A 25,176-nucleotide genomic window follows, 5' to 3' on the forward strand; every position below is an offset into this window, starting at 1 on the left:
GGCGGATTGGCTGACAGCTAGGCCGGTATGCCCAGGCATGACTCGGGGATGCGTGCCTTGCTTTGCTTAACGAAAATCGCTCGCTGATTCGCGTGATTTGGAGTCCTGGGCAGCGTGGGCTGCCGTCAGTTCTCGCACGCTCAGTCGCCGTTTTGTAGCCGAGACTGGATTTAATTTCACCGCCTGGTGCCAACAAGCAAAAATGCTGCGATCTTTGGAAATGTTGGCATCTGGCATGTCGGTGACGACGATTGCACTCGATCTTGGCTATACCACGGCAAGTGCCTTCACCGGATTGTTCCGGCGGACATTTGGCACGACTCCCGCCTTATATCGGATCAGCCTTTAAGCGCCGAGGCGTAATGTGCCGGCTGGCCTATCGCCGAAGTCTTGATCTAATATTTTTTGTGTCCTGCCATCAAAAACCCCAGTAGCACACGACATTCAGCCCGGAGCTTTTATCCGATGCATACGGCACGAATCCCTTTGCGCGGCTTCGCGCGTAATCCGTCTGTGCGCTAGCGGTTTGTGAGCAACTGCCGACGTAGTCCAATGTGGCGATCCAGAAGGGATGCCCGCGTGGCGTCAATTGCATCGCCTGCCATGCGAGTAGTTGTGATTCGGCGCTTGCGTCATAGGACGGGGCATACACCGATTCGTGTGACACCCCGTCGAGCAAGCTCGCAAACGACACACCACCGGTTGTCCCCAATCGGGTCGTCGTGCTGGTGGCGTTCTGCATCACAATAACTAGCGAGGGATACTTCTCACGTAATTTTCTTACAAGGTCCAGGCCGCCTTGCGCGCATGTTGCATCGCACGGGCCGTTTTGCGTAGCCGTACCATGCTCGACAATTTCCATGTTATCCAGGAAGAAGCCATCCGCACCCTGTGCCACCAGTCTTGGAGCAACATAATTGACGATCAGGTTTTGATAATCCGTGTTGGACGGATTCATCCATGTTTCATTGGCATAGCCCGAATACGGACCGATTTGCGCCGCGGTGTTGTTGCCGCACCCGATGAAACCTGACGGGTTTGTTGACCAGTAGCTACGGAACGATTCACAGGAACCAACGTTCAAATAGCTTAAAACGAGATTCGTGCCGCCGTTCTTTAGCGTTGCCACATCTGTTGTGGAGAAGTTGGCCAAATCGGGATCAAGATCGAGATCCATGATGTGGAAGGTAGCGGCAACCGTCGCCAAGCTCCCCATCGTGCTTGCCTGTCCGTAGTATGACAACCAGGGGGATCCTGCCACCGTCGCACTCAGGGTTCCGGGTAACGCGGCGTTGCTTGATGTTGCGCTGTTGGCGGACGTGTCGTTATCCGTGTTATTACTGCCACCGCCGCACGCCGTAACCATCAGCGTGGTGCAGGCCGCGATCCACGTGACTATCGCAGCGCGCCATCGCGTGCCTGTCGGCGTAGACACGGTGTCACGGGGTTTCACTGCTGATATTGCTTGCTCTCCCGGGTGGTACCGTTTCCGCGTATTTGCCCGCGGTTTTAGCGCAACCCCGTGCGACTGCCATTTTCCTGAAAATAATTGCATGGTGCGGTTCGCGGTTTCGGTCTTGCGGTGAGATAAATGAACCCTTTAATCACGCAAGAATCATACCGTTGCTTTCAGGACGCAGGCGATAACGTGCGCACCAAATGCCAAATTATATTGACGAACGCAACATCTTGGATTGAAGCGGCTGTATGAATCGTGCGTTGGAATGTGTCGTTCCGTAAAGTACGATGACTGCCCGATATGGCGTCGGCGACAATGCCCGACGTGTCGATGCAAGACAAGATGGCAAACGAGACAACCATTATTATCGCGGCGTCGTGGGAATCCGCGCGGTAAAGCACGTTCCATCCACCACACTCGATGTCACATCGAGTATGCCGCCATGCGCTTCAACGATCTGCTTGCAAATGAACAGGCCGAGACCCAGTCCACCACCCGGCGCGCTTGATGCGGGTCGCCAATACGGTTCGAATACCCTGGCCAGCGTATCAGGTGAAATTGGCGTGCCATGATTGGTGACGCGAATAACGATATCCGTGGCAAGACGGCATACCTGTACCGTGATCGGATGTTCCGTTGCGCCGTGCGTCAACGCATTGCCAAGCAGGTTGGACAATAATTGTTGCAGGCGCCCAAGGTCGGCGCGGACTGCCGTGATGCTCTCGATATCGCATACGACGTTACGCCCCGGGTTCGCATCGCGCAATTCATCGATTGCGGACTGCAGATGGCCGCCGAGGTCGTCGACCGTCTGCAGCGACAACGATAAACCGCCACCCAAACGACCGCGCGCGAAATCCATGACGTCATCAATCAGGCGGGCCATCCGCGTGACCGTACGCTTTAATCGTTGCCCCGCGGTGACCAATTCCGGATCCGGCCGAATTAACAACATCTGCGCGGTGGCGTTCACAGCAGATAACGGGTTGCGCAGATCGTGGCCGAGCACGGCAATGAATTGCTCTCGCAGCGCCGCCGTTTCCCGTTCGCTGCTAAGCAGCGCCTCGGTCGATATCTGGCGTCGTTCATTGTCCAACTGCATGGCAAGCAAGCTTGCAAACACTTCGAACATCCGAATGACACGTGGCGAAGAAACCTGTGCCGGTCTGGCGTCGATCGCGCATAGATTGCCGAAGTATTCGCCGTTCGGCAATATGATCGGCACAGAGATATAGCTCTCTAGCCCATAGATCGCCGAGGTGTGGTGATCGCGGTAGATCAGGTCTTCGCTAAAACGGTCGACAACGATTGGCGCGCGCGCCGCGCGTGATTCGTAGCAGAGCGTGGTCTGCAGTTCGAGCTGGCCGCCCGCCTTCAAACCGAAGTTGATCTTGTCGTGGACCGCACATGCGGTCCAGCTGCTGTCACTGACACGGGCAATCGCGGCGAAACCCATGCCCGTTTCGTCGCAGATGATTTTCAGAATCGACGGTACGGCGCTGATGCGGCCTACCGCTGCCATATCTCTCGCCAGTTTATCCGGTGAGTCCGCAGTTACTGAAATATCATGCATCGCGTCCCTGTCTGGTTGCCCCTGCTTGTCCGTGCGCGATCAGGCGGGCACTGTAATCGGACCTGCCCGGCATTGGCAGCATTTGCCCTCCGACGCCGCATCGCTCCATGTAATAAACATGACGTCACCCCCCGCTGGCATAAGCATGCATCCGCGCAATGATACTGCAACGCCGGGATGGCTCATTCATTTCATGCCGCCGAGGTGGTTCGTGCCTCGGCGATCAGCCAGTCACGGAAACGCCGAAGGCCCGGACGCCAGGACAGACGGTCCGGCGGGTAACACAGATAGTGCCCGTCGTCGGCATCGATTCCCACGTCAAACGGTTCGATCAGGGACCCGCCAGCCAGATTATCCCGAATTAAAAATGCCGGGATCAATGCCAGACCCAAGCCGGCCTGCGCCGCCTGGATCAGAATCGCATACTGTTCAAATCGCGGCCCGGTCATCGCACGCATCTGATGCAAATCGTATTGTCGCGCCCATTTGCCCCAGGCGGTTTCGGCCTGGCTATGAATCAGCCGTGGGGCCGCCGCCACGTCGCCAACGTGGCGTAACCGGAATCGATCTCGAAAATCTGGCGCGCAGACGACGATAAAGCGGCGTCCATCGATATATTCGCTTGTCACCCCTTCCCATTTGCCGTTGCCGTATCGAATCGCGGCGTCCAGGTCTTGCCCAAATGGATCGCCATGCGCGAGATGCCTGGCGAAACTCAACGTCACACCGGGCGCGCAGGCGAGAAAGGCTGGCAAGCGCGGCGCCAGCCATTTGCTTGTGAATGTGGGAACGCTGGCGATCGTCAACAGTTCGCCTTCGCCTCGCGCGGCCAATAGCTCGACCGATGCGTTGCCGATGTTTCGTAACGGCTCCGATACACGGGCGAGATACAGTGCACCGGACCGTGTCAAAGTCAGTTGACGGCCGTTGCGGATAAACAGGTTCGCGCCGAAAAACGATTCCAGATTCGCAATTTGCCGGCTGATCGCACTGGGCGTATGGCCCAGTTCACGCGCCGCATGGCTGAAGTTCAAGTGCTTGGCGGATATGGTAAAAGCCAGTAATTCGGCCATGTTCGGATAGTGATGTTTCATCGTCGATCCGCGTTGTCGAAGGGTGGTGCTGTGCGAAACACGCACAGCACCGTGCCTGCTTTGTAGGTTATTTTCATGACGATGTCATGTCGATTGCCGACACTGCACGGGTTGATTCTTCAAACGACCTGCCCCCCCGCCATGGCCCCAACTCCCATCATCACCGCTGCTCGGCAACACCGGCATGCGTCTTTGCGAATGGGCAAGTCCGCAATTGGTTCAAGCGACGCGGTTTCGATGGCACCGAACTGCAAGGCTCATGCGCGACCGGGCCGGGGCGCGCCGTCGCGCATTTTCCTAGCGCTGTTTCTGCTCTATTTGCTGTTGCCGATGGTGCTGGTGCTCATCGGCGCGTTCGGCAGGAGTTGGACAAACACCTTATTGCCTTCAGGCATCACGTTGGACGGATTTCGCGCACTGCTCGATGACACAAGCTTTCGTCGTGCATTCAATGTCAGTTTGATCGTGGCGTTAAGTTGTTGTGTGGTCACCGCATTGATCGGTGTACCGCTGGCTTATGCATTGCATCATGGCGCGCAGGCGGGACATCGTCTGGTATCGCTGTTGGTGCGCATGATTAGCCTGCTGCCCATCGGTGTTCCAGCACTGACGCTAGGCTTCGGTTATGTCGCGGTGTTCAGCGATGACCCGATGCCATGGATTGGTTCATTGCCGCTGCTAGTGGCGGCACATGTGGTGTTGACGCTGCCGTACCTGACACAAACGTTGCTCGGCGACTTGCGCCATCTCGGCATCGAAACGCTTGAGACCTGCGCGGCCACCTTGGGGGCAACGCCGTGGCGCCAATTCACGTCCGTCACGTTGCCGTGCCTGCGTCATAGCATCGTTTCCGGACTGGTCATGGTGGCCGCGCTATCGATTGGCGAATTTCAAATATCAAACCTGATTGCAGGGTTTCGGTATCGCAATTATCCCGTCGTGCTGCTGCAAGCCTTCTACGGCGCGACCGGACTCGCGTGCGCGGCCACCGTCGTGCTGTTGTGTCTCGCCGTGGCGGCGACATTGCTTTCGACCGTCGCCGCCGGACGGGAGCGTGCCGCCAATCGGGTCGACCAGGTGAACGACGAGGCGCCGGGTGCATTGCACGATGCCGGCTCAGGCGCCGTACGTTGAACAGGATTTATGGAAACCATCATGTCATCTCAAGCCGTCTCGCCGTCGCTTAATAGCGCTGTCGCGGACAACGTATCGTCGGGCCTCGCGTTCGAGGCGGTCAGCTATCACTATCCCGACAGCGAGCACGGTATCGAGGAGGTGTCATTCCATGTGCCCCAGGGTGAGCTGCTAGCGGTCATTGGTCGCAGTGGTTCCGGCAAGTCGACCATCCTGCGATTGACCGCCGGTTTGCTGACGGGACAACAGGGGGTAATCACCATCGCAGGCCGGGACATCGGTCAGACGCCAGTGTGGCAGCGGGAAGTGGGGATGGTATTTCAGCAGTACGCCTTGTTTCCCCATCTGAACGTGCTGGATAACGTGGCCTATGGTTTGAAGATGCGCGGTGTCGGTGCCGCGGCACGTTGCACACAGGCCCTGGCAATGCTGGAACGCGTTGGCCTGGAAGCGTATGCGCGGCAGCGTCCGGTTGCATTGTCGGGTGGTCAGCAGCAACGCGTTGCGCTGGCACGTGCACTCGTTATCGCGCCGCGGGTCCTGCTGCTCGATGAACCGCTTGGCGCGTTGGATGCGGGCATTCGTCACCAACTACGAGATGAAATTCGAGGTTTGCAGCGCGCGGTGGGTGCTACCACGTTGCTGGTGACGCACGACCAGGAGGAAGCGCTCAGCATGGCCGATCGTATTGCCGTGGTGGATGGCGGACGTATCTTGCAGGTGGATACGCCGCACGCGCTTTACACCCGCCCGTCGAGCGCCGCGGTTGCCCGCTTCGTCGGTCAGGCAAGTGTGCTGAGCGGCCGTGTCCATGTGCATGGGCAAGTGGATGTCGGGTTCGGATTCTGGTTTGCCGATACGGGTCGGTTCCCGCCCGGTGCGCTGGTCGACGTGGTTGTCCGGCCCGAGCACGTCCTGCCGGATCCGCGTCGGCAGGGCATCAACGTGGTCGATGGGTGTTGTACCAATATGCGCTACCTCGGGGCCGCATGCCGGTACGACTTTATTCCGGAGCAGGGCATGCAAGTATTGTTGTGCGAAGCGAGTGCCGCCAGCATGCCGTTCGATCGGCTACCGAATGGTGTCAGCGATTCACGCCTGCCGCAGTCCGTGTCGATCGCGCCAGAGGCCATTCGCGTGCTGCCGCGCGCTGTTGCGGGCAGGGCCGTACCGTCCGCCTCCATGTCGACGTTTGCAACATGAGGTCAACGCGCGCGTGTCGTGTCGTCGCCGTTTCATCGATCTGCTAGTGCGCTCACTCCCCCATTTTTCCTCTTTTTTAAAATTAAGACATGAACAAGGCAACGACTTCCGATTCGTATTCCTATGTAAATCGTCGTCCATTCCTGCGTCGCGCCGCCGGTGCATTGGCGATGTCGCTTGCCGGCGTGGCGTGGTGGTCGATGGCCGCGCATGCGGCCGTTGCGGCACCCACCGCGCCGGCGACGGAACTGTATCCGGGCGAGGCCACCCTCTATTCAAAGGCCGCTGAGGAAGGCATGGTGGTGTCATTCGATACGGGGCCGGAGTGGGCAAATTGGAAGGCGCTGTTCGCGGAGTTCAAGCGCCGATATCCGAAGGTCGAGATCACGTACAACGATATCGGTTCAGCCAACACCGTGGTGGCGTTGGACAAGGCGCGCCGCCGTCCGCAGGCGGATACCGCGTATTACTTCGCCGCGTCCGCCCTGGATGCGGTAAAGGCGGATGTGGTCGCGCCATTCAAGCCAGTCAACTTCGACAAGCTGCCAGATGTGTTTCGTGATCCCCAGGGCAGGTGGTTCGCGATTCATTCGCTGAATGTTGCATTGCTTGTCAATCGTAAGCTGGTCAAGGACGTTCCGCGAGGTTGGAATGACTTATTGAAGCCGGAGTACAAGAATGCGGTCGTCTACCTGGATCCGCGCTCGACGGGGCAGGGGCAGGTTGCCGTGTTCGCTGCCGCGTACGCATATGGCGGCAGCGTCGATAATCCGAAACCGGGCACTGACTACTTCGGCAAATTGAAGCAAGCGGGGAATGTCTTGCGTGTGGAGGGCACCACACCCTATGCAAAATTCCTGAAAGGCGAGATCCCGATCCTGATCGGATACGAGAATGACGGCCTGAAAGCGAAGTACACCGATGGCATGGGTGATGCCGTGGAGGTGGTGATTCCGAAAGAGGCGTCCGTATCGGCGCCTTATGCGATCAGTTTGGTAAAGAACGCGCCGGACCCTTACGCTGCGCGGTTGTGGATGAATCTGATCATGAGCAATGTCGGACAGGCCTTGTTTGCGCAAGGCTATGTGCGACCCTCGGTTCCCAATGTCGCGCTGTCGGACGATATCCGCGCGAAAATGCCCGATGCACCGCAAGTGCATCCCCTGGATGTGTCGAAGGCGGCGGCGCAGAAGGCCAATGTCGATAAGTGGTGGGCGCAGGCCGCGCTCGCGAATTGAGCCCGGGTGCATCGATGAAGACTACGGGCCTCGGCACCACGGGTATCGTTCGACGATGGGGCGTCGTGCCTGCTGCCTTGATGTTGCTTGTATTCCTGATCCTGCCGATCGGGTCGCTGGTCTTGGCTGCCACGCAAGGGCACGGTGCCGCGTTTGTCGATGTGTTCCGCGATCCGCTTGTGCTTCTTGCGCTGGGTCAGTCTTTGCTGCTGGCTACGGCTGCAGGGACGGTATCGGTCGCGGTAGGTTTGCCATTGGCCGCCTGCCTTGCATCGATGTCCGTAAATCGTCGTCGTCTGCTGATGGCCGTTCTCGGCGTGCCCTTGGCGTTCTCCGGGTTGGTGGTCGCCTACGGTTTTATCTTGTCCTTCGGACGCGCTGGTTTTGTGACCTCCTTGCTGGCGATGGCCGGTGCCGACCCGGCCCGCGTGGGTGCCTGGATCTATAGTGCCGCCGGACTTGTCGTCGCGTACGCCTATTACCTCATACCCCGGGTGGCGTTGTTGCTTTACCCAACGGTGGCGAATCTGGATCGTCGCCCTTTGGATGCCGCGATGACGTTAGGCGCGCCGCCATGGCGCGCGTTGCTGGATGTGGTATTGCGCGAGCTGTGGCCGTCAATCCTGGGTGCATGGTGTCTGGTGACATCGATCGCGGTGGGAACGTATGGCACCGCACTCGCGTTAGCGGGTACGCAGATCACGATTCTGCCGTTGCTGATGTATATGAAACTTTCGGATGGACAGACGGATTTCTCTCAGGTCGCGGCGTTGTCCCTGGTGCTGATGGCGGTCTGCATGTGCGTCCTTGCTATTGGAGAAAGCGTTGCGAGACGACCCCACGCCTGAAAAGGTCAAGGACGCGGTGCAGTCTGGTGAAGCGCCAGGCGCATTCATCGAGGTGCCGCTACCGGCGCCGCTGCGGCATTTGAGCGAAGCGGCGCGGCATGCGCTCCATGCGTTGCGCGCCCGGCAGCAAGGTCTCGGCGTGGCGCTGCCGCACACGATGCCCTTGGCGCTGATCGGTCCGCGCGAGGCGAGCGATTCGCATAGAGCGCATGCGACATTGCTCGGTGCCGCGTGCGGGTTTGCTGGGTTGCCGGTACTGTGTGGTGGCAAGTCCGGCGTGATGGAAGCGGGCGCCGCCGGGGTGCGTTCGGCGGATGGCATTGTGGTGGGATTGCTGCCGGAGGACACTGCCGACGCCGCCAATCCGTATCTTAGTGTCGCGTTGCCCACCGGACTTGGCATCACCCGGAATGCATTGATCGCGCGGGCCGCATTGTGCCTGGTCGCGGTGGGGGGAGGCTTGGGGACGCTGTCCGAGATGGCGCTCGGTCTGCAATGGGGCAAGCGCGTATGCACGCTCGACGGGGCACCCCAGATAGAGGGAGTCGAGCGCTTTGATAAAGCGGACGCATTGATCGCGCGTTTGATGATGGATCTCGCGAACGCGCCCCGCAATGTGGCCGTACTGGATTAACCGACGATTTTTCTTCCTCGTTCGCTTCTTTTCATACGGGAGACTGAGCCGAAGTGAATGCCCCTCGCTTCCAAAGAAGCCGAGATGTTGCCTTTGACATACGCATGTCATCTGAAACAACTACTTACAGGGTTTTCACTGGCTAACTTGACACTTCAATTTTGTTACGATTGGTACGGTCAAAGATAGGGTCGCGTGTCGGCCAATAGGATCTCACCATGAACGACTCAATGTTCTCACGTCTGATGAAGCGCGTTTTCGCGGGCGAGTACGCTGCTATGCAGCGCGAACATGACATCGATATCACGGCGTTTCCGCTACAGCCTACGTCCGTGCCGATGGTCTCCACCCTGTCCGCGCCCCTGGTTCAGCGTGCCGCGGTTGGGCAGGTGCACCCGTCACAGCGCGCCACCACCGCGCATTGACACAATTAGCGCGATAACGCCGGTTCGCCGGCGAATCGTCCGTCGAGTCGTTCGAACTCGGCAATGATCTGCGCGCCGAATAGCAGCAAGGTGGCGAGCGCTTCCAGGCTAAACAAGACGACAATCGAAGTCGTCAGCGAGCCATATACGACGCTGACCTGCGACAACGTCGCGAAATACCACACCAGAAAGTGCCGGGTGATTTCCCACAAGATGGCCGCGATGATCGCGCCTAGCAGGGCGTCGTTGAAGAAAGGCCTTCGCGCGGGCAGTACAAGGTAGATCGCTGTCAGCACACATACTTCCCCGCCCAGCCCCAGCAGGTAGAGTGTGGTGCGCGTCGCCCCACCCAGCGGGATGTGATACCCCAACAGTTCCACGCCATTCGCGCCAATTGCTTCCAGGCCACTGGAAACAAACGTAATGATCAAGACACCTGCCCCCAGGCAAATACTGCAGAAATAGGGCAGCAATGCCGACATTACGGCATGACGACGCTGCACCGTGACACGGTGTGTGAAGATCACTGCCATCGCTTTTTCCAAGACGGTGAAGGCGAGTGAACTGAAGAAAATCATCGTTGCAAGCAGCAGCCAGCCTAGCACCCCCCGATGCTGTACAAAGGCGTCCAGTTCGCGGACGACCGCGCGCGCCTGGCCCGGCACCAGCCATTCCAGCAAATGCCGCAGCGTATCGAGCAGCATCGCGCGCGGGACAAAGTGCGACAGGCCGATAACGATCAGGATCATCAGCGGCACGATCGACAGCAGTGCGTAGTAGGCGACCGCGCCTGCCAGCAGCAGCCCCTGGTTATCCTTGAAATGCCTTGCGGCGTCCCAGGCGAACCGCACCGGATGCCGACCGACTCGTCGCAAATTGGTTCCCAGGCGCGTAAGCATCGCTGCCTCCGATGGGGATGGGGTGAGGCCACCAGCGCAATACGCGTGCCTGCGCACGCGCGACGAGAACGCGAGGAGAAATGGCGTTGCATAACAAGAATGCAATCACACTAATGTGGTATTCTATTCTGGTATACCAATGTGGAATGCAATGTGATGCACCAGTCGGATCTTATTTTTGAGAAATTGCGCGAGATGATCCTGACGCTTGCGTTGCGGCCCGGGGAGCAACTCTCCGAGCGCACGCTTGAGGCGCAGCTCGATGGATCGCGAACGCCCATTCGTGCCGCGTTGATGCGTCTCGAAAATGAGGATCTGGTCCAACGAGACACGCGGGGGTGGCGCGTGACGCCCATCGATACCGGTGAGCTGACGTTGCTATCCGAATATCGCGAAGCCATCGAAGTGACTGGTGTACGTGCAGCGTGCGAACGCGCGACGGATCAGGACGTCGCCGCGGTCATCGTGCGTCTCGACCGGGTCCGCGATATCTGCAATGCGATCGAACCGGCTGAACAGTGGCGTGATCAATGGCATCGCGCAGGCACGGACTTTCACATCGAACTGGCCCGTTTGAGTGGCAATCCTTTTATCGTGAAATCCATCGAGCGAGTCATGACCCGTCTGGCGCGGGTGCGATGGCTCGAAGTATCCACCCCGGCACGTCGTGAACAAAGCTGGCAGGAGCACAAGGCCATTGTTACTTTGATTCAGGCCCGACGTGCGGATGACGCGGCACAGGCCGCTTCGCGGCACATCCGTGATACGCATGACCGATTATTGCGGTCGCTGCGTGAAGATCGTCAGTATCTGCGTGCACAAGGCCTTGCTGTCGACGACACGCTACGCTGAAGCAAAAATTGCATCGCGGTTCGGCATGACCTGTCGCAACTGATCACGCCGTTCCGGATCTCTCTCACTTGCTGATTATGGCGTCCGCATCGCGGATGTCCTCGAACAGGATAAATACATCGTGTCCCGCAACACTCCCTTGTCCCAGGGATCTTCTGCTTTACCGCCAGCCGATAGCGCCGCGTCGACGAACCTTTCCGTCAATGGTCGGTGCGTATCGGTCGATGCTCCGACCGGTTCGATAGCGCATACACCGGTCGAGCCTCCGGGAGAGACTTTCAATCCGGCATGGCGCCGCAATCTGGCGGTCTGCGTGTTCGGCTCGTTCACGACGCTGATCGCAATGACGTTGCTGCTGCCGTTCCTGCCATTGTATGTCCAGGAGCTCGGCGTGCAGGAACCTGCGGCCATTGCTCGGTGGTCGGGCCTGGCGTTTGGCGCGACCTTCTTTGGTGCTGCGGTGTTGTCGCCGGTGTGGGGGCATTTGGCTGACAAATACGGCCGCAAGCTGATGATGATCCGCGCCAGCCTCGGGATGGCGATCACCATGTCCTTGCTTGGCATGGTGCACGACGTCTGGCAACTGACGGGCCTGCGGCTGCTGGCCGGCATTCTTGGAGGCTATGCCTCCGGCTCGATGATCCTGGTGGCAACCCAAACGCCGAAGGCGCGCGTGGGGTGGGCTCTCGGTACGCTTTCGTCGGGCATCATGTTTGGCAATCTGGTCGGGCCGCTGATTGGAGGGGTGCTGCCAAAATGGATTGGCATCCGTTGGACGTTTATTGCCGCGGGTGGCGTCATCTTTATCGCGTTCCTCGCCACCACTTTTCTGATCAAGGAAGATCCACAGCGACGAAAGCCGAAGGCGGGTAAGGAAACGGTGGCGTCTGGCGATCAGACACGACTGGCGCACCGCAAGGAGGGATGGGCGGCCATCCCGCAAAAGGGGCCCGTGGTGGCAATGCTTGTAACCGGGATGTTGCTGATGTTCGCGAATATGTCGATTGAACCGATCATCACGTTATTCGTCGCGCAACTGGTGGATACGTCACAGGTGACGGTCGTGTCCGGGCTGACGATGTCCGCCGCGGCGTTGGGCAGCGTCCTGTCGGCGTCGCGCCTTGGCAAGCTCGCGGACCGCGTTGGCCACTGGCGCGTGATCATCGGTTGCATGACCGCCGCTGCGATCCTGCTCGTACCGCAGGCTTTCGTGCAGACGGCGTGGCAACTGGTACTGCTGCGCTTCATGATGGGCTTGGCGCTTGGAGGCTTGCTGCCGTGCGTCGCCAGCGTGATTCGACATCGTGTGCCCGCGCATGTGGCAGGCAGCATGCTGGGCTATTCGACATCGTCGCAATACGCCGGGCAAGTCACCGGGCCGCTGGCGGGAGGCCTGATCGGCGGAGCATTGGGCATGCGTTCCGTGTTCCTGGGAACCGCCGCACTGATGGCAGTGAGCGCCGCCATGAATGTGTTCTTGTCAAAACGCTATGCATTGCCGGTGCCCGCATCGGCGCGAGAAGACGTCGCATCGCCATGACGCGGGACCGTCTTCGGTGAGGCCAGGCGCAATGCGTCGCTGTTACATCTGTGACCGCCACTGTAAGGCAAGTCATCCCGAAATAGGCGATCATGTTCACACATGAACAAGATGCAAGGAGCGGAACATGAAATCGAAAGCCATCGCGTTGTTGCTGGCATCGGCTCTCGCGGGTACGTCGGTGGGCGCCTTCGCGCAAAGTGGTCCGGGACCGGACGATCATCGCGGACCGGACCAACATGGTGGCCCGGGACACGCCGGTCCTCAAGGCGGCCCGGATGGTGGCCCGAGAATGCACGCGGATGATCACGGTGGCCGGGGTCCGGTGCCGCACAGCGATTGGCGTCGCGGCCAACGTTTGCCGGACGATTACCGGGGCGATCGCTATGTTATCAACGACTGGCATGCGCACGGTCTGCGCCAGCCACCGCGTGGCTATCAATGGCGTCAGATCAATGGTGACTATGTACTCGTCGCCGTGGCGACGGGCGTTATCTCCAGCATTATTCTCTCGACGCACTAACCCGGGAACACCGCGTGATGCGATTGGCGACATGGTTTCATAAGGGAGTTGCATGCCGACCAGTGTGATCTGGTGTGTGATCGTATTGTCGATCGTTGGTGTGATGACGAGACCGCTGCGTTTGCCCGAGGCCGTATTTGCGTTGGGCGGCGCGGCGGTTTTGTGCTTGGGCGGCGCGCTTTCCTGGCCGATGGCGGGACAGGCCGTGCTAAAAGGCATGGACGTGTACCTGTTCCTGACAGGCATGATGCTGGTTTCCGAGATAGCGCGACAGACCGGTGTGTTCGACTTCGTTGCCGAGCACGCGGCGCGACGCGCGCGCGGTAGCGCTTACCGTCTGCTATGGCTGGTGTACGCCGTGGGGGTTGTGGTCACGGCACTAATGTCGAACGATGCGACCGCCGTCGTATTGACGCCTGCCGTGCTTGCCGCCACGCGCGCGTCAAAGGTCCGCGAGCCGCTGCCCTATCTGTACGCCTGCGCCTTTGTCGCCAATGCGGCGAGTTTCGTCTTGCCCATCGCCAATCCGGCGAACCTCGTTGTCTTTCAAAATCACATGCCGCCGCTGGGAGCCTGGCTGGTACGCTTTGCCTTGCCGTCGCTGCTGTCGATTGGTCTGACCTATGGCGCATTGCGCTTCACGCAACGCGTGGCATTGCGTAATGCATTCAGCGATAACGCGGAACGACCCGGGCGAGACAGCAAGAGAAATCGGTCGCAGGGCGTAATGGCAGGCAATGACGCCAGCAAGCCGGATACCGGGGCGCGGGATGCGCCAGGACAGACCCTGTCCGTGACTGGCCGCTGGGCCGTGGCCGGCATTGCCGCCCTGGTTGTCGTCATGCTGACGGCTTCGGCGTGCGACGTCGAACTTGGCGCCCCCACGGCAGCCTGCGGTTGCCTCGTGCTGGCAATCGTGACGCTCGCGGCACGAAAGCGTCGCCCTGGCGGCGACGCCGATCCATTCCGTGTCACCGACGTACTGCGAGGTGTGTCCTGGGGCGTGTTGCCGTTAGTGGCAGGGCTTTTTGTGCTGGTGGAAGCATTGGCGCAGACCGGTGTATTGCACGTTGCGGGAACGTGGCTGAAACAGCGGGTACAAGACGGATCGCTGTCAAATCAGGCGGTGGTGGCGGCCGGTGTGGGTATCGTCACGGCATTGCTCGGCAATGTCGTCAATAATCTCCCGGCCGGTCTCGTCGCCGGAACCGTTCTGGGTCAGGCGCACGCGCCAACCCTGATCGCAAGCGCGGTGGCAATCGGTATCGATCTGGGGCCGAACCTATCGGTCACAGGCTCGCTCGCGACGTTGCTCTGGCTGACTGCGTTGCGACGCGAAGGATTGCATGTGAGCGCCTGGTCTTTTCTGCGCGTCGGGGCGGTCGTGATGATCCCCGCGTTACTGGCCGCGCTGGCCGGTCTCGTGCTGCAGGACATTCTAGTTAGCATGCTGACGGCCTGAGTTTTTCTCTCCTGACTGTGTCCGTCTTTGCATCCACAGTGCGAACCCGAGGCCCCATACCAGGCAGGTGCCCATCGGGCGGGTGTGGCGTTTGCATGTGAGGCTCTCATCGGGAGTACGCCCAGGCAATATGATTGTCTAGGCATTTCGCACCCATTGCGAAAAACCTGTGAATTATTAAAAGCAGGAGTCATTTTTGCAACCATTTAAAAATGCCGGGATTTAAAAAAATACATTAAATTCAGTGCATTAGTGATTGCTTTGGCAGCATGGCACGGCAGCGGTCGCACTCAAGTTTTGCCCTTTCTGGTCGTAATCCGAGTATCAAGGCGTTGCCTGAATCCTTTTTGCTTTGGAAGGTGCATGAATGTTTGTGATCATTGGAATGGTCCTTGTCGTCGGCTGCGTAGTTGGCAGTTTCATCGGTGCGGGTGGGCACATCGCTGCACTGATCCAGCCGCTGGAGCTGCTCTGCATCCTGGGCGCGGCGAGCGGTGCTTTCGTCATCTCCAATCCAGGCAAGACGATCAAGGCGACGCTGGGTGCGCTGCCAAAAGCATTCAAGGGCAATGCGTTTACGAAGGAACGTTATGTTCAGTTGATTTCCTTGCTGTATGAATTGCTGCAGAAGGCACGTAAGGACGGCATGATCGCGCTTGAAGCGGATGTCGAATCACCCGACACCAGCCCGATCTTTCAGAAATATTCAGACGTGGTGGCAGATCACCATTTGCTCGATTTCATCATCGACTATCTACGCATGATGTCATCGGGAAACCTGACCGTGCACGAGATCCAGGACTTGATGGACGCGGAAATGGAGACGCACCACAACGAAGCCGCCGTGCCCGGTGGCGCGTTGCAGGGCATGGCTGACGGCTTGCCGGCCTTCGGCATCGTCGCGGCGGTGATGGGCGTGGTCCACACGATGGGTTCGGTTGGTGCGCCGCCCGCCGTATTGGGAGAGTTGATCGCCGGCGCGTTGGTGGGCACGTTCCTCGGGATTTTGATGGCGTATGGTTTTATCGGACCGCTGGCGACCCTGATCAATACGAAAGCAAAGGAAGAGGGCAAGCCGTACGAGTGCGTGAAGTGCGTGCTGCTGGCTTCGCTCGGTGGCTACGCGCCCAGCATCGCGGTGGAATTTGGTCGCAAGGTGCTGTTCACGCACGACCGCCCGTCTTTCAATGAACTGGAAGAAGCGGTCAAGGCGACCAAGGGGCCGCGATGAGCGACGATAAGGATCGGGTCTCGCTCACCATTATTCGTCGCAAGTCGAAGGGACATCACGGTGGTCATCACGGCGGTGCCTGGAAAATCGCCTACGCCGACTTCGTGACGGCGATGATGGCCTTCTTCCTGCTGATGTGGCTGCTCGGCTCCACGACGAAGGGCGAAAAGGCCGGGATCGCAGACTATTTCAATACGCCGCTGCGCGTGGCGTTGACCGGAGGATCCTACTCGGGAGGCGCCACGTCGATCCTGAACGGCGGTGGTGCGGACATGACGAAGAGCAACATCGGCGACGTCAAGCATGAGGATCCCGTGAAATCGAAAGCCAAGCCCTCATCGCCGCTCGATGAGAAGAAACAGCAGACGAAGGCCGACGACTTGCGCAAGCTGAGCGCATTGAAGCAGAAGATCGAGCAGCTGATTGATCAGAACATCAAGCTCAAGCCATTCAAGAACCAGATTCGACTCGACATCACCAGTGAAGGCCTCCGCATTCAGATCACCGATGCACAGAATCGTCCGATGTTTGCGTCGGGCAGCTCGGTGCTGGCACCGTACACGAAGTCGATTCTCGATGAGATTGGTGTGGCGCTAAACGACGTGGAAAATCGCGTATCGGTTGCCGGGCATACCGATTCAGCGCCGTATAGTGGTGGCGAAAAAGGCTATTCGAACTGGGAGCTGTCCAGCGAGCGTGCCAACGCCGCCCGGCGCGAGCTGATTGCCGGCGGAATGAACGAACGCAAGGTCATCCAGGTGCGAGGGCTGGCGGATGCGTTGCCGCTGGATTTGAAGGACCCGGCCGCACCGATGAACCGGCGAATCAGTATTCTTGTGCTGAACCACGAAAGCCTGGCCGCGTTCCTGCGCGATGGCGGACGGATGGATGTCGGTAACGGCGAAGAAGCGGCCGATATGATCGGTGCATCGGGTACGCCGTCACCGAATACGAAGTCGGCCATGACACCCGGCGAGGAAGCGTCGGTAACCCCCGCGCAGGAGATGCATGCCGTGACCACGATGCCCCCGGCTGGCAGTGCGCCGGCTGCGCCGCATGCCGGGTCGTCGGTTTCTCACTAAGCACTGACGAGCGTCGGCGCGCCGCCAGCACCGATTCTTGCAACCGATCCCGCCCGGGAACGAGAAATGCTCACTGCTCCAGCGAACTTTTTTGTTTCGCAGGGCCGGATCGATTTGCGACATGGGCACGCTCCCGCGTCTGACGGCCCGGTTTGTTTCCAGGGGCCGTCGCCATGTCCGCAGTTGATACCACATCCATCACGCAAGCATTGAAAAAGGACGGTTCCAGGACCATTTCGGTCTCCATGCGTGCCGCCAAGCGCTTCGGTGCCGATAAATGTCCGACGCTGGCCGCCGGAATCGCATTCTACTCGGCCTTTTCGCTTGCACCGATGTTGCTGATGGTCATCGCCGTTGCCGGATGGTTCTATGGCGCGGATGCGGCGCGCGGGCAACTGTTTTCCAGGGTGCAGGGTTTTCTGGGGGCGGACGCCGCCGCCGCTATTCAGTCCATTGTCGAACACGCGCATCGTCAGGGCGGCGGCGGCTTCGCCGCCATCTTGTCGGTGCTCCTGTTGATCGTTGGCGCCTCGGCCACCTTCTCGTCGCTGAATACGGCTTTCGATATCGTTTTGCCAATGCCGGTCAATACTTCTCGTTCCACCGTCGTGCAGATGGTGCGCACGCGGCTGGTGTCGTTCAGCCTGGTGCTCGGCGTGGCTTTCTTGCTGATCGTGTCGCTGGTCCTGGATACCGCGATCACATATATCGGCTCGGTCCTATGGCAGAACACCCCTTTCGTGTTTTTCGGCAATCTGGTGCAGACGCTCGTCAGCTTCGTGATCCTGGTGGCGGCGTTCGGCGCGCTGATCAAGTTCCTGCCCGATGCGTCGTCCCTCGTGGCCTGGCGGGATGCGGCATGGGGTGGTGCCGTTTCCGCAGTGCTGTTTAGCATCGGCAAGAAGTTGTTCGCGCTGTATTTGGCGCATGCAGGCACGGCGAGTGCGTTTGGCGCCGCGGGATCACTGGCGGTGTTATTGATGTGGCTTTATTTTTCCGCGGCGGTTTTGCTATTGGGCGCGGAGATCGCAGCGGTGCGAGGCGGATTCGATCGGGGTGAGGCAGAGGCTGACGAGCAGGCTTCTGGCGGAGCCGTATCCCCCGTGGCACGCATCAAGGCGAAGGGCACACGCCAGAATGTGACAGCGCGTGCGCGCCAGGTCATGGGCATGGCACCGTCGCGTGACATCCTTGATCGATCCATGTCGCCGCCTGTCGACGCGCCTGCGTCAGCTCGCACGGCTTCCCGGCCACGCTCCTGCACTCGGGGCGAGGTCCGCGCGGCCGTCGATCGGGCAATCGCTCGCTCGCGCCATCCGGTCTTACTACGCGTCGCCGTGCAATCAGCACCATGGGTGTTACAAGCGATAACGCTTCTGTTGCCGACGCGCCGCCGCGTGGATGAGTTGGCGCGATCTTCTTCGGAGACGATACCGATAGGGCGCGGGTCTGCAGCGACGCCTCGCGCCAAGCGTGCGCAGCGGCTTGGCGCGCTGTTCATGCGCCGGCCAAGGCCAGTGCCAGTACCAGTGAAGCGTGGCGTCACGCGTGTGACAGGACCGGGCTCCCCGTATGGTCGGGTGGCATCTCGTACCCGCCATCCGATTGCCGCGGCCTTATTTGCTGCAGTGACAGGCTTGGCAATCGCGGCGTTGGCGAATCGCGAAAAAAAATAATAGGAAACGACTGCGCGATCGGCAGGCACCGATCGCGATCCCAACGTCGACAAAGCGAAGTGGGCGTCGTTCGACGATGATCGCCGGTCACGCCGCAGCGCATCTCGAACGGCTCGTTCAGTAAGCGATTAGGTTACCCAAAATCAGCGCCGCGAGCACGAGCCAGATGATGCCACCAATAAAGCTGCGGGCGAGCAACGACCGCACTCCGGCGACAAGGAACAGCACCCCTACCACCAGAAACAGAATATTGACGGCGGACGCATGGATACCCAATGCATCCGCGAAGCCGTGGGTGAATTCATGCAGGGCGTGCCCGAGCCCGCCAACCGTGGCGGTCAGCAGATGGACAATCGTCCGCAAGATGCTGCCGAGCAGGTTGCCCAGCCATTCAAAGAAGTTTCCGGATTGCATCGGGATACCGTAGGCGCCGGCCAGCGAGTCATGTGGCGACGCGCTATTCGACTGAGTTTTTTTATCTATCTTACCCGTATCAGACGCGGAAGCTGCAACCTCGTGTAAAAGCAAGCGCGAACAGGGATTGCCTTCGGTGACGGCTTGGCCTGGGACGTTCCCCCGTTTACCGCGCCCGGCCCTTGCACGCCGGGGTTTGCTGATTTTCCTGAAACGGCCCTGTGGTGCGCCTTTCAGGGTCTTCCTGCGCTATGGTAAGTCTCGAATGACGGAACTTTACGCCAAGTGTGCTCTATTAAAATGAAAAGAAATCGTTACAACGCTCGACCGACGGGGACATGCCTGTAAAATACGCGAAACTTTTGTCACAAACCCGTGACTGCAGCTTCGTCAGTAATCTATGTCGCTCAAAAAAACGCCGTTTTTCGAATTGCGAAGCGGTACCGTCGATCTGTTGCATTTCGTGATGAAGACCGCCGATGTTGGGGCGCTGCGTGCCGAATTGGCGCGTCGCTTCGAATCGACGCCTGCATTTTTTGCCGGTGAGTCGGTCGCGGTGGACGTCCGGCGCCTTGAGACGCCGGTATCCGGCCTTGATCTGGCGCAGATTGAAGCGCTGTTGACCGAATTCCGCATGCGCACGGCCGGTGTCGTGATCGACACGCAAGACAGCCTGCAGCGTGCCTGGGCCGAGCGCCAACAGGCGCCGGTCCTGGAGTCGCGGGACCGCGGTCGCAGCGGTGACGCCATTGACGATGCGTCGAGCGCGTCATCGGCGGCGGTGACGCACGCTACGGAAACGCCGGCAACGGCCGGCAAGGGCGGGGCGGCAGGCATCGAATCCGGTCTTGATGCCGCGGCGGTGACAAGCCCTGCGTCAGGTAGCGTGCCGCCTAAGGCTGCCCCTACATTGATTATCGATCGGCCACTGCGTTCTGGCCAACGTATCTACGCCGAAGGCGATCTGGTCATTCTTGGGCAGGTCAGCAACGGTGCGGAAGTGATTGCCGAGGGCAATATCCATGTGTATGCACCGTTGCGTGGTCGGGCCTTGGCCGGCGTGCACGGCAACCATGCGGCGCGGATCTTCTGTACCTGCCTGGAACCGGAGCTGATTTCGATCGCCGGTATTTATCGGACCACCGAGAATCCGTTGGCGGTGGACGTGCAAGGCAAGCCGGTGCAAGTTCGCCTGGACGACGAAAAATTGATCTTCGAACCCTTGCGGCTGACCTGACGGCGCAACCGGTTCATCTCTTTACATTAGGTGGCGAAAGCGTATGGCAAAAATTATCGTGGTGACTTCGGGCAAAGGGGGCGTGGGTAAGACCACGACCAGCGCGAGCTTTGCATCAGGCCTGGCGTTGCGGGGTCATAAGACCGCCGTCATCGACTTCGATGTCGGCCTGCGAAACCTGGATTTGATCATGGGTTGCGAGCGCCGCGTGGTGTACGACCTGATCAATGTGATCCAGGGTGAAGCCAATCTGAATCAAGCGCTGATCAAGGACAAGAAGTGCGAGAACTTGTTCATCCTGCCTGCGTCGCAAACGCGTGACAAGGACGCACTGACGCAGGAAGGCGTGGAAAAGGTCATCAATGACCTGATCGACATGAAGTTCGACTACATCGTCTGCGATTCGCCTGCCGGTATCGAATCGGGCGCACTGATGGCGATGTACTTCGCCGACGAAGCGCTGATCGTGACGAATCCCGAAGTGTCGTCGGTGCGGGATTCGGATCGCATCCTTGGCATTCTGTCCTCGAAGACGCGTCGTGCCAAAGAAGGCAAGGAGCCGATCAAGGAGCACTTGTTGATCACGCGTTACAACCCGAAACGCGTCAATGAAGGTGAAATGCTGTCACTGACCGATATCCAGGAAATCCTGCGCATTCCGTTGATCGGCGTGGTGCCGGAGTCTGAATCCGTGTTGCAAGCGTCGAATCAGGGTTTGCCGGCCGTGCATATCGAAGGCAGTGATGTCTCCGAGGCATACAAGGACGTGATCAGCCGCTTCCTGGGCGAGACAAAGGAGCTGCGCTTCACGGAGTACACGAAGCCGGGAATTTTACAACGCCTTTTCGGCAACAAGTAAGGAGACGATATGTCGTTTCTTTCTTTTTTGCTGGGCGAAAAGAAAAAAACCGCAGCCGTTGCAAAAGAGCGGCTGCAACTGATCATTGCGCATGAGCGCGGCAGCGACAAGCCACCGGCGGATTATCTCCCGGCACTGCAGAAGGAGCTTGTCGAGGTAATCCGCAAATACGTGAAGATTGGCGACGACGATATCAAGCTGCACGTCGAGCATCAGGGCAACCTGGAAGTGCTCGAAGTGAAGATTGAAATTCCTCAGACCTGAGGCGTCGACGGTTTTTCTGCCTGACCGGCGCCATCGGTACGATCGACGTGCCCGGACGGCGGTACGTCATGGACGGCGGCCGCAGTCGCACTTTCCGCGGTCGGCGGCGGTGCGGACAAGGCCGGGGTTGCAGCATACCGGTGCGCCAGTGTTTCATAGAACGGTGGTGCGAACAGCTTGGACACGCGGCTGGCCAGCAGGGACGTCACCATCAACGAAATCACCAACGCATGGCCGTTGATCATTTCCATCACGATCACAAACGCCGTGATCGGGGCCTGCGTCACTGCCGCGAGATAGCCCACCATGCCGAGCGCAATCAGCAACGGGATCGACAGGCTATGGAAAACCTCATGCAGCACCGTGCCGAAACCGGCGCCGATGGCGAGCGACGGCGCGAAAATGCCACCCGGAATGCCGGGCAGGTAGGACGCCACCATCGATGCGATCTTCAGGAACGGATACAGCGGCGACAGCGACTGTCGACCATCCAACGCCGCATGCGCTTCCGCATAGCCGCTACCGAAGCTGGCACCAACCGACACCAACCCTAATACCGCGACGACAAGACCGCATAATGCGCCGAACAGCACCGGTCGCTCAGCACGCATACGCGCGATCGGTGCTGGAATCCAGCGCGCGCTGTTGATGATCAACCAGCAGAATGCGCCGCCGGCAATACCGGTGAGTATGGCAACGGCGATGCAAGCCAGGATCATGATCTTCGGAAAGTCGGTGCGGACCTCGATCGTGCCAAAGTACGTGTAGTTGCCGTTGATGCCAAGCGCGACGATACCGGCAAAGATGATGGCCGTTATGACCACGCCGCTCGCGCGCTGTTCGAAATTCCGCGCCAATTCCTCAATGGCGAAGACGATGCCGGCGAGTGGCGTATTGAAGGCCGCGGACAGACCCGCGGCGGCACCGGCCAGTGCAAGCTGCCGCTCCAGTGCAATCGACGATTCCTTATAGAAACGGCGTAACTGGTACATCAACGCCGCCCCCACCTGTACCGTGGGTCCTTCTCGCCCGATCGTAAAGCCGCCGAGGATGGCGATGAAGGAAACCCCGATTTTGCCGATGATGATTCGTGGCGTAAGTAAGGACTTACCAAGTGATGCATCCATATGCAACATCGCGATCACCTGCGGGATGCCGCTGCCTTCAGACCCCTTGAAGAAAGTACGCGTGATCCAGACGCAGGCCGCCCCCACTGCAGGCGTGACGATAAGCGGCGCCCAGAAAAACGACTCGCGCACATTGCTGAAGAGCGAGAAACCGTAGTCGATCAGCTTGGCATAGCCAACGGCGATCAGGCCTGCGACGATGGCCCCCATCCAGATAATGCCGTAGTCGTGCCAGAGCCGACGCGCGCGATGCGCGGTGCGGGAGGGGAGTGAGGAAAAGGTGGGTGGCATCGGTGACGATTCAAGTGCGCAACCCAAAGTATAGCGCGCGCCTATCATGGCGCGCCTATGAGGGCTTATTCGTCCTCGTCGTCGGGCGTGGCGGCGGCGCCTTCAGGGACGCCGTACAAGGCGTGTAATTGCGCGCTGAATCCCGCCAGTTCGTTTGGCCGCTGTGCGCAAAGGCCGTAGAGCAATTTCAATTGGGCAGGCCAGTCGTGCAGTGATTCGGCGAAGATTTTCAGGCGTACGACCTGATCCAGCGCGGCGTTGTTGTCGCCGGCGAGAGCGAGCAGGATCGCATAGCGCCGCAATACCACTTCGCCGGGCAATAGGGCGATTGCTTTACGATGGGCGTCGAGCTTCGCATCGATGGCGGCCCGGTCCAGTGGCAGGAGGGTGCTAAGGCCGAATTGCCCCCATGCGCCGAAGATCCACGCCGGATCACTGCGATATTGCTGTTCCGGTGCGTTGCCGTAATACAGCGTCTCGGCGCGATGATAATCCGCCAGGACCGGATAGATCATTGCGGCACCGGCGGCGGTGACTACGGCATAGCTGGCAACACTGGCAGGCACGGGGATGCGACGCAAGGCGCGTGTCTCCAGCAACCCGAACAGGAACGCCGCAGGCAGCAAAAAGAACAGATATTGCTGTGGATACTCGACGAGTGCGTGCATGCCCAGGACGCCAAGCATCGCTAGGCCGAACAGCCGCGATTGCACGTCGCCACGATCTGTGAACAGCGCGCCGAGGTTGCGCCATAACCAGCATACGAAACCGAGCGCCACGATCAGGCCGCCGATCAGACCTGTCTTGGCCAGGAGGTCGATGGCGATGTCATGGGAGTTGTTGGCGATTTCGACATGACCAAGCTGTTCGACGTACTCGTATTGGAATCGCGGAAATTCCCCCCAGCCCACCCCCAGTAGCGGATGTGTGCGGAACATCGTCCAGCCGTATTTCCACAGGGCGAGCCGCGGCGAGATCTGCCCGGCATCCTGAAAGCGCGACGAGGCCGACTCGTCCAGATGCCACCCATAGAACGTATTGAGCTTGCGCACCATGACGTTGACCACGGCAAAGACGAGCAAGGTCAGTACCGGCACGAGCCAGCGCCTTGCGCGCATCCACTTGCTATCGTCGCCCTTGCCGGTGGTATCGCGCAGAAAACCATCGCTGCCGAGCGTCACGCGCGACAAGGCGGCAGTGCGCGCCGCCGCGCAGGCCATCAGCACGGCCGCAAGCAATATCACGGCAACTTGCAGCCATGGTGTTCGTGACACGGTGAGTGCCAGCCCGAACGAATACACCGCTGCCAGTACGATCCAGACGGGCAGCGCCAGACGTCGGGTCTGCACGAGATAGACGGATGCCGCCAACGCAAACGAGATATAGGTCGCCAAATGATTGGCCTGCGCCATATTGCCGAACGGTCTGCGGTTCGTCGTCACGTTATAGGAGACGACGAACGGTGCGAAAGTACGCTCGGCATGGAACAGCTGCACACACTGACAGAACACCGCAAAGCAGCCACCCGCGAGCAGCGCCCAGGCAATCCAGGTTGCAATCTGCGTTCGCCACGCAAGACGTTCGGTCCAGTACCCCGCGTGCATGGCCAACGCCGCCAGCAGCAGGCTGCATGCACCCAGCACATTCATCGACGGCTGCGCGGTGGGCAGTACCATCGTCTGTATAAGCAGCACACAGGCGAGACCGATCGGGACGAGCGCGACGATCGGTGATCCGGGCCGTATCTCCGCCGCCGATGATTGGCGGCTGGCTTGCCACGTCATCAGGCCCACCATCGCGGCGAGGCCGACGTAGAGGCAATATGCCGCGTATTCGGCATAGAACGTCGGAATGGGGTAAGTGTGTCCGACGACCGCGTAGGGAACGAGCCAGGCGCACACCAGTACGACGAGGCAGGCGAACGGAAGCGTGGGCGCGGAGGTCCAGGAACGGGGGGAGAAGGCGGATCCGCTACGCGAAATCGAAATCGGCATCGAAATAAGAAATGGTCACGGCAACCGGCGACTATACACAAAGATAGTTGGCCTGTGACCGATGTACCCCTGTTTGGGGCATGCTTCGACGCAAAAGCCCCGTTTTTTGCGCCGCAA

23 protein-coding genes and 1 pseudogene are annotated in these 25,176 nt (G+C 59.6%); 17 read left to right on the forward strand and 7 right to left on the reverse strand.

All coding sequences use genetic code 11. The annotated features are described in order from the left end of the window. Positions 1-82: 82 nt before the first annotated feature. Positions 83-349 (forward strand): annotated as a pseudogene (locus WM40_RS28700) (helix-turn-helix domain-containing protein); the annotation flags it as partial. Positions 350-418: 69 nt separating this feature from the next. Here the strand turns inward: WM40_RS28700 and WM40_RS08790 are convergent. From WM40_RS08790 to WM40_RS08805, 3 genes are all read right to left on the reverse strand, one after another. Further along, positions 419-1,453 carry an endo alpha-1,4 polygalactosaminidase gene (locus WM40_RS08790; protein ID WP_236693443.1) on the reverse strand — a complete coding sequence of 345 codons (1,035 nt, stop codon included), beginning with the start codon at positions 1,451-1,453 and terminating at the stop codon, positions 419-421. Between the two features lie 370 nt (positions 1,454-1,823). Further along, entirely contained in the window at positions 1,824-3,032 is a 1,209-nt protein-coding gene (locus WM40_RS08800; RefSeq protein WP_024902755.1) for a GAF domain-containing sensor histidine kinase, read from the reverse strand. Between the two features lie 191 nt (positions 3,033-3,223). After that, positions 3,224-4,126 carry a LysR substrate-binding domain-containing protein gene (locus tag WM40_RS08805; RefSeq protein ID WP_046152699.1) on the reverse strand — a complete coding sequence of 301 codons (903 nt, stop codon included), beginning with the start codon at positions 4,124-4,126 and terminating at the stop codon, positions 3,224-3,226. Between the two features lie 237 nt (positions 4,127-4,363). Here WM40_RS08805 and WM40_RS08810 point away from each other — a divergent pair, with 237 nt between their 5' ends. From WM40_RS08810 to WM40_RS08835, 6 genes are all read left to right on the forward strand, one after another. Next, complete coding sequence (locus WM40_RS08810; RefSeq protein ID WP_096335538.1) at positions 4,364-5,260, forward strand: ABC transporter permease; 897 nt, start codon at positions 4,364-4,366, stop codon at positions 5,258-5,260. 21 nt (positions 5,261-5,281) lie between these two features. Further along, positions 5,282-6,463: an ABC transporter ATP-binding protein gene (locus WM40_RS08815; protein WP_082102548.1), complete on the forward strand. Its 1,182-nt coding sequence runs from the start codon at positions 5,282-5,284 to the stop codon at positions 6,461-6,463. 200 nt (positions 6,464-6,663) lie between these two features. Then, the gene (locus WM40_RS08820; RefSeq protein ID WP_236693451.1) at positions 6,664-7,701 is read left to right on the forward strand and encodes an extracellular solute-binding protein; all 1,038 of its coding nucleotides are present in this window, start codon (positions 6,664-6,666) and stop codon (positions 7,699-7,701) included. A 14-nt stretch (positions 7,702-7,715) separates the two neighbouring features. Then, complete coding sequence (locus tag WM40_RS08825) at positions 7,716-8,549, forward strand: ABC transporter permease (RefSeq protein ID WP_046152700.1); 834 nt, start codon at positions 7,716-7,718, stop codon at positions 8,547-8,549. A gap of 70 nt (positions 8,550-8,619) precedes the next feature. After that, positions 8,620-9,183: an SLOG cluster 4 domain-containing protein gene (locus WM40_RS08830; protein WP_036008858.1), complete on the forward strand. Its 564-nt coding sequence runs from the start codon at positions 8,620-8,622 to the stop codon at positions 9,181-9,183. A 218-nt stretch (positions 9,184-9,401) separates the two neighbouring features. Next, positions 9,402-9,608 (forward strand): hypothetical protein, encoded by a 207-nt coding sequence (locus WM40_RS08835; RefSeq protein ID WP_157684960.1) that lies wholly within the window; start codon positions 9,402-9,404, stop codon positions 9,606-9,608. 5 nt (positions 9,609-9,613) lie between these two features. Here the strand turns inward: WM40_RS08835 and WM40_RS08840 are convergent, their stop codons facing one another. Next, the gene (locus WM40_RS08840) at positions 9,614-10,507 is read right to left on the reverse strand and encodes a YihY/virulence factor BrkB family protein (protein WP_024902763.1); all 894 of its coding nucleotides are present in this window, start codon (positions 10,505-10,507) and stop codon (positions 9,614-9,616) included. Positions 10,508-10,663: 156 nt separating this feature from the next. Here WM40_RS08840 and WM40_RS08845 point away from each other — a divergent pair, with 156 nt between their 5' ends. The 7 genes from WM40_RS08845 to WM40_RS08875 all read left to right on the forward strand — a co-directional run bounded on the left by WM40_RS08845 (position 10,664) and on the right by WM40_RS08875 (position 18,873). After that, entirely contained in the window at positions 10,664-11,359 is a 696-nt protein-coding gene (locus tag WM40_RS08845) for a GntR family transcriptional regulator (protein ID WP_024902764.1), read from the forward strand. A 241-nt stretch (positions 11,360-11,600) separates the two neighbouring features. Beyond that, complete coding sequence (locus WM40_RS08850) at positions 11,601-12,899, forward strand: MFS transporter (protein WP_046152750.1); 1,299 nt, start codon at positions 11,601-11,603, stop codon at positions 12,897-12,899. Between the two features lie 127 nt (positions 12,900-13,026). Further along, positions 13,027-13,422, forward strand: a complete 396-nt coding sequence (locus WM40_RS08855) for an RcnB family protein (protein ID WP_024902766.1) — start codon at positions 13,027-13,029, stop codon at positions 13,420-13,422. A 52-nt stretch (positions 13,423-13,474) separates the two neighbouring features. Beyond that, positions 13,475-14,884, forward strand: coding sequence for an arsenic transporter (locus tag WM40_RS08860; RefSeq protein WP_046152701.1), 1,410 nt, complete (start codon positions 13,475-13,477; stop codon positions 14,882-14,884). Positions 14,885-15,251: 367 nt separating this feature from the next. After that, positions 15,252-16,115, forward strand: coding sequence for a flagellar motor stator protein MotA (gene motA, locus WM40_RS08865; RefSeq protein ID WP_024902767.1), 864 nt, complete (start codon positions 15,252-15,254; stop codon positions 16,113-16,115). Then, positions 16,112-17,197, forward strand: coding sequence for a flagellar motor protein MotB (gene motB, locus WM40_RS08870; RefSeq protein ID WP_024902768.1), 1,086 nt, complete (start codon positions 16,112-16,114; stop codon positions 17,195-17,197). The genes motA and motB overlap by 4 nt, the downstream gene beginning before the upstream one ends. Before the next feature lie 173 nt (positions 17,198-17,370). Then, positions 17,371-18,873: a YihY/virulence factor BrkB family protein gene (locus WM40_RS08875; protein WP_046152702.1), complete on the forward strand. Its 1,503-nt coding sequence runs from the start codon at positions 17,371-17,373 to the stop codon at positions 18,871-18,873. Between the two features lie 117 nt (positions 18,874-18,990). Here WM40_RS08875 and WM40_RS08880 read toward each other — a convergent pair whose 3' ends face one another. Further along, on the reverse strand, positions 18,991-19,287 hold the full coding sequence (locus WM40_RS08880; RefSeq protein ID WP_046152703.1) for a hypothetical protein: 297 nt from the start codon (positions 19,285-19,287) through the stop codon (positions 18,991-18,993). Between the two features lie 400 nt (positions 19,288-19,687). On the opposite strand from WM40_RS08880, the gene minC reads away from it, so the two are divergent. The 3 genes from minC to minE are packed head-to-tail and all read left to right on the forward strand — an operon-like array spanning position 19,688 to position 21,647. After that, complete coding sequence (minC, locus tag WM40_RS08885) at positions 19,688-20,524, forward strand: septum site-determining protein MinC (protein ID WP_046152704.1); 837 nt, start codon at positions 19,688-19,690, stop codon at positions 20,522-20,524. Between the two features lie 43 nt (positions 20,525-20,567). Further along, positions 20,568-21,383 (forward strand): septum site-determining protein MinD, encoded by an 816-nt coding sequence (gene minD, locus WM40_RS08890; RefSeq protein WP_024902772.1) that lies wholly within the window; start codon positions 20,568-20,570, stop codon positions 21,381-21,383. 9 nt (positions 21,384-21,392) lie between these two features. Then, complete coding sequence (minE, locus tag WM40_RS08895; RefSeq protein WP_024902773.1) at positions 21,393-21,647, forward strand: cell division topological specificity factor MinE; 255 nt, start codon at positions 21,393-21,395, stop codon at positions 21,645-21,647. Here the strand turns inward: minE and WM40_RS08900 are convergent. Both WM40_RS08900 and WM40_RS08905 read right to left on the reverse strand, forming a co-directional pair. Then, on the reverse strand, positions 21,638-23,065 hold the full coding sequence (locus WM40_RS08900; protein WP_046152705.1) for a chloride channel protein: 1,428 nt from the start codon (positions 23,063-23,065) through the stop codon (positions 21,638-21,640). The genes minE and WM40_RS08900 overlap by 10 nt on opposite strands. Positions 23,066-23,130: 65 nt before the next feature. After that, positions 23,131-25,059: a PglL family O-oligosaccharyltransferase gene (locus tag WM40_RS08905; protein WP_046152706.1), complete on the reverse strand. Its 1,929-nt coding sequence runs from the start codon at positions 25,057-25,059 to the stop codon at positions 23,131-23,133. Between the last annotated feature and the right edge of the window lie 117 nt (positions 25,060-25,176).

Source organism: Robbsia andropogonis, assembly GCF_000970345.1.
Taxonomy (GTDB): Bacteria; Pseudomonadota; Gammaproteobacteria; order Burkholderiales; family Burkholderiaceae; genus Robbsia; species Robbsia andropogonis.

Excerpts from the sequence above, each read along its gene's own strand:
- WM40_RS08800 (WP_024902755.1), bottom strand. The coding sequence starts at position 3,032 with ATGCATGATATTTCAGTAACTGCGGACTCACCGGATAAACTGGCGAGA.
- WM40_RS08805 (WP_046152699.1), bottom strand. The coding sequence starts at position 4,126 with ATGAAACATCACTATCCGAACATGGCCGAATTACTGGCTTTTACCATA.
- WM40_RS08810 (WP_096335538.1), top strand. The coding sequence starts at position 4,364 with ATGGCACCGAACTGCAAGGCTCATGCGCGACCGGGCCGGGGCGCGCCG.
- WM40_RS08815 (WP_082102548.1), top strand. The coding sequence starts at position 5,282 with ATGTCATCTCAAGCCGTCTCGCCGTCGCTTAATAGCGCTGTCGCGGAC.
- WM40_RS08820 (WP_236693451.1), top strand. The coding sequence starts at position 6,664 with ATGGCCGCGCATGCGGCCGTTGCGGCACCCACCGCGCCGGCGACGGAA.
- WM40_RS08825 (WP_046152700.1), top strand. The coding sequence starts at position 7,716 with ATGAAGACTACGGGCCTCGGCACCACGGGTATCGTTCGACGATGGGGC.
- WM40_RS08835 (WP_157684960.1), top strand. The coding sequence starts at position 9,402 with ATGAACGACTCAATGTTCTCACGTCTGATGAAGCGCGTTTTCGCGGGC.
- WM40_RS08840 (WP_024902763.1), bottom strand. The coding sequence starts at position 10,507 with ATGCTTACGCGCCTGGGAACCAATTTGCGACGAGTCGGTCGGCATCCG.
- WM40_RS08845 (WP_024902764.1), top strand. The coding sequence starts at position 10,664 with ATGCACCAGTCGGATCTTATTTTTGAGAAATTGCGCGAGATGATCCTG.
- WM40_RS08855 (WP_024902766.1), top strand. The coding sequence starts at position 13,027 with ATGAAATCGAAAGCCATCGCGTTGTTGCTGGCATCGGCTCTCGCGGGT.
- WM40_RS08860 (WP_046152701.1), top strand. The coding sequence starts at position 13,475 with ATGCCGACCAGTGTGATCTGGTGTGTGATCGTATTGTCGATCGTTGGT.
- motA (WP_024902767.1), top strand. The coding sequence starts at position 15,252 with ATGTTTGTGATCATTGGAATGGTCCTTGTCGTCGGCTGCGTAGTTGGC.
- motB (WP_024902768.1), top strand. The coding sequence starts at position 16,112 with ATGAGCGACGATAAGGATCGGGTCTCGCTCACCATTATTCGTCGCAAG.
- WM40_RS08875 (WP_046152702.1), top strand. The coding sequence starts at position 17,371 with ATGTCCGCAGTTGATACCACATCCATCACGCAAGCATTGAAAAAGGAC.
- WM40_RS08880 (WP_046152703.1), bottom strand. The coding sequence starts at position 19,287 with ATGCAATCCGGAAACTTCTTTGAATGGCTGGGCAACCTGCTCGGCAGC.
- minC (WP_046152704.1), top strand. The coding sequence starts at position 19,688 with ATGTCGCTCAAAAAAACGCCGTTTTTCGAATTGCGAAGCGGTACCGTC.
- minD (WP_024902772.1), top strand. The coding sequence starts at position 20,568 with ATGGCAAAAATTATCGTGGTGACTTCGGGCAAAGGGGGCGTGGGTAAG.
- minE (WP_024902773.1), top strand. The coding sequence starts at position 21,393 with ATGTCGTTTCTTTCTTTTTTGCTGGGCGAAAAGAAAAAAACCGCAGCC.
- WM40_RS08900 (WP_046152705.1), bottom strand. The coding sequence starts at position 23,065 with ATGCCACCCACCTTTTCCTCACTCCCCTCCCGCACCGCGCATCGCGCG.
- WM40_RS08905 (WP_046152706.1), bottom strand. The coding sequence starts at position 25,059 with ATGCCGATTTCGATTTCGCGTAGCGGATCCGCCTTCTCCCCCCGTTCC.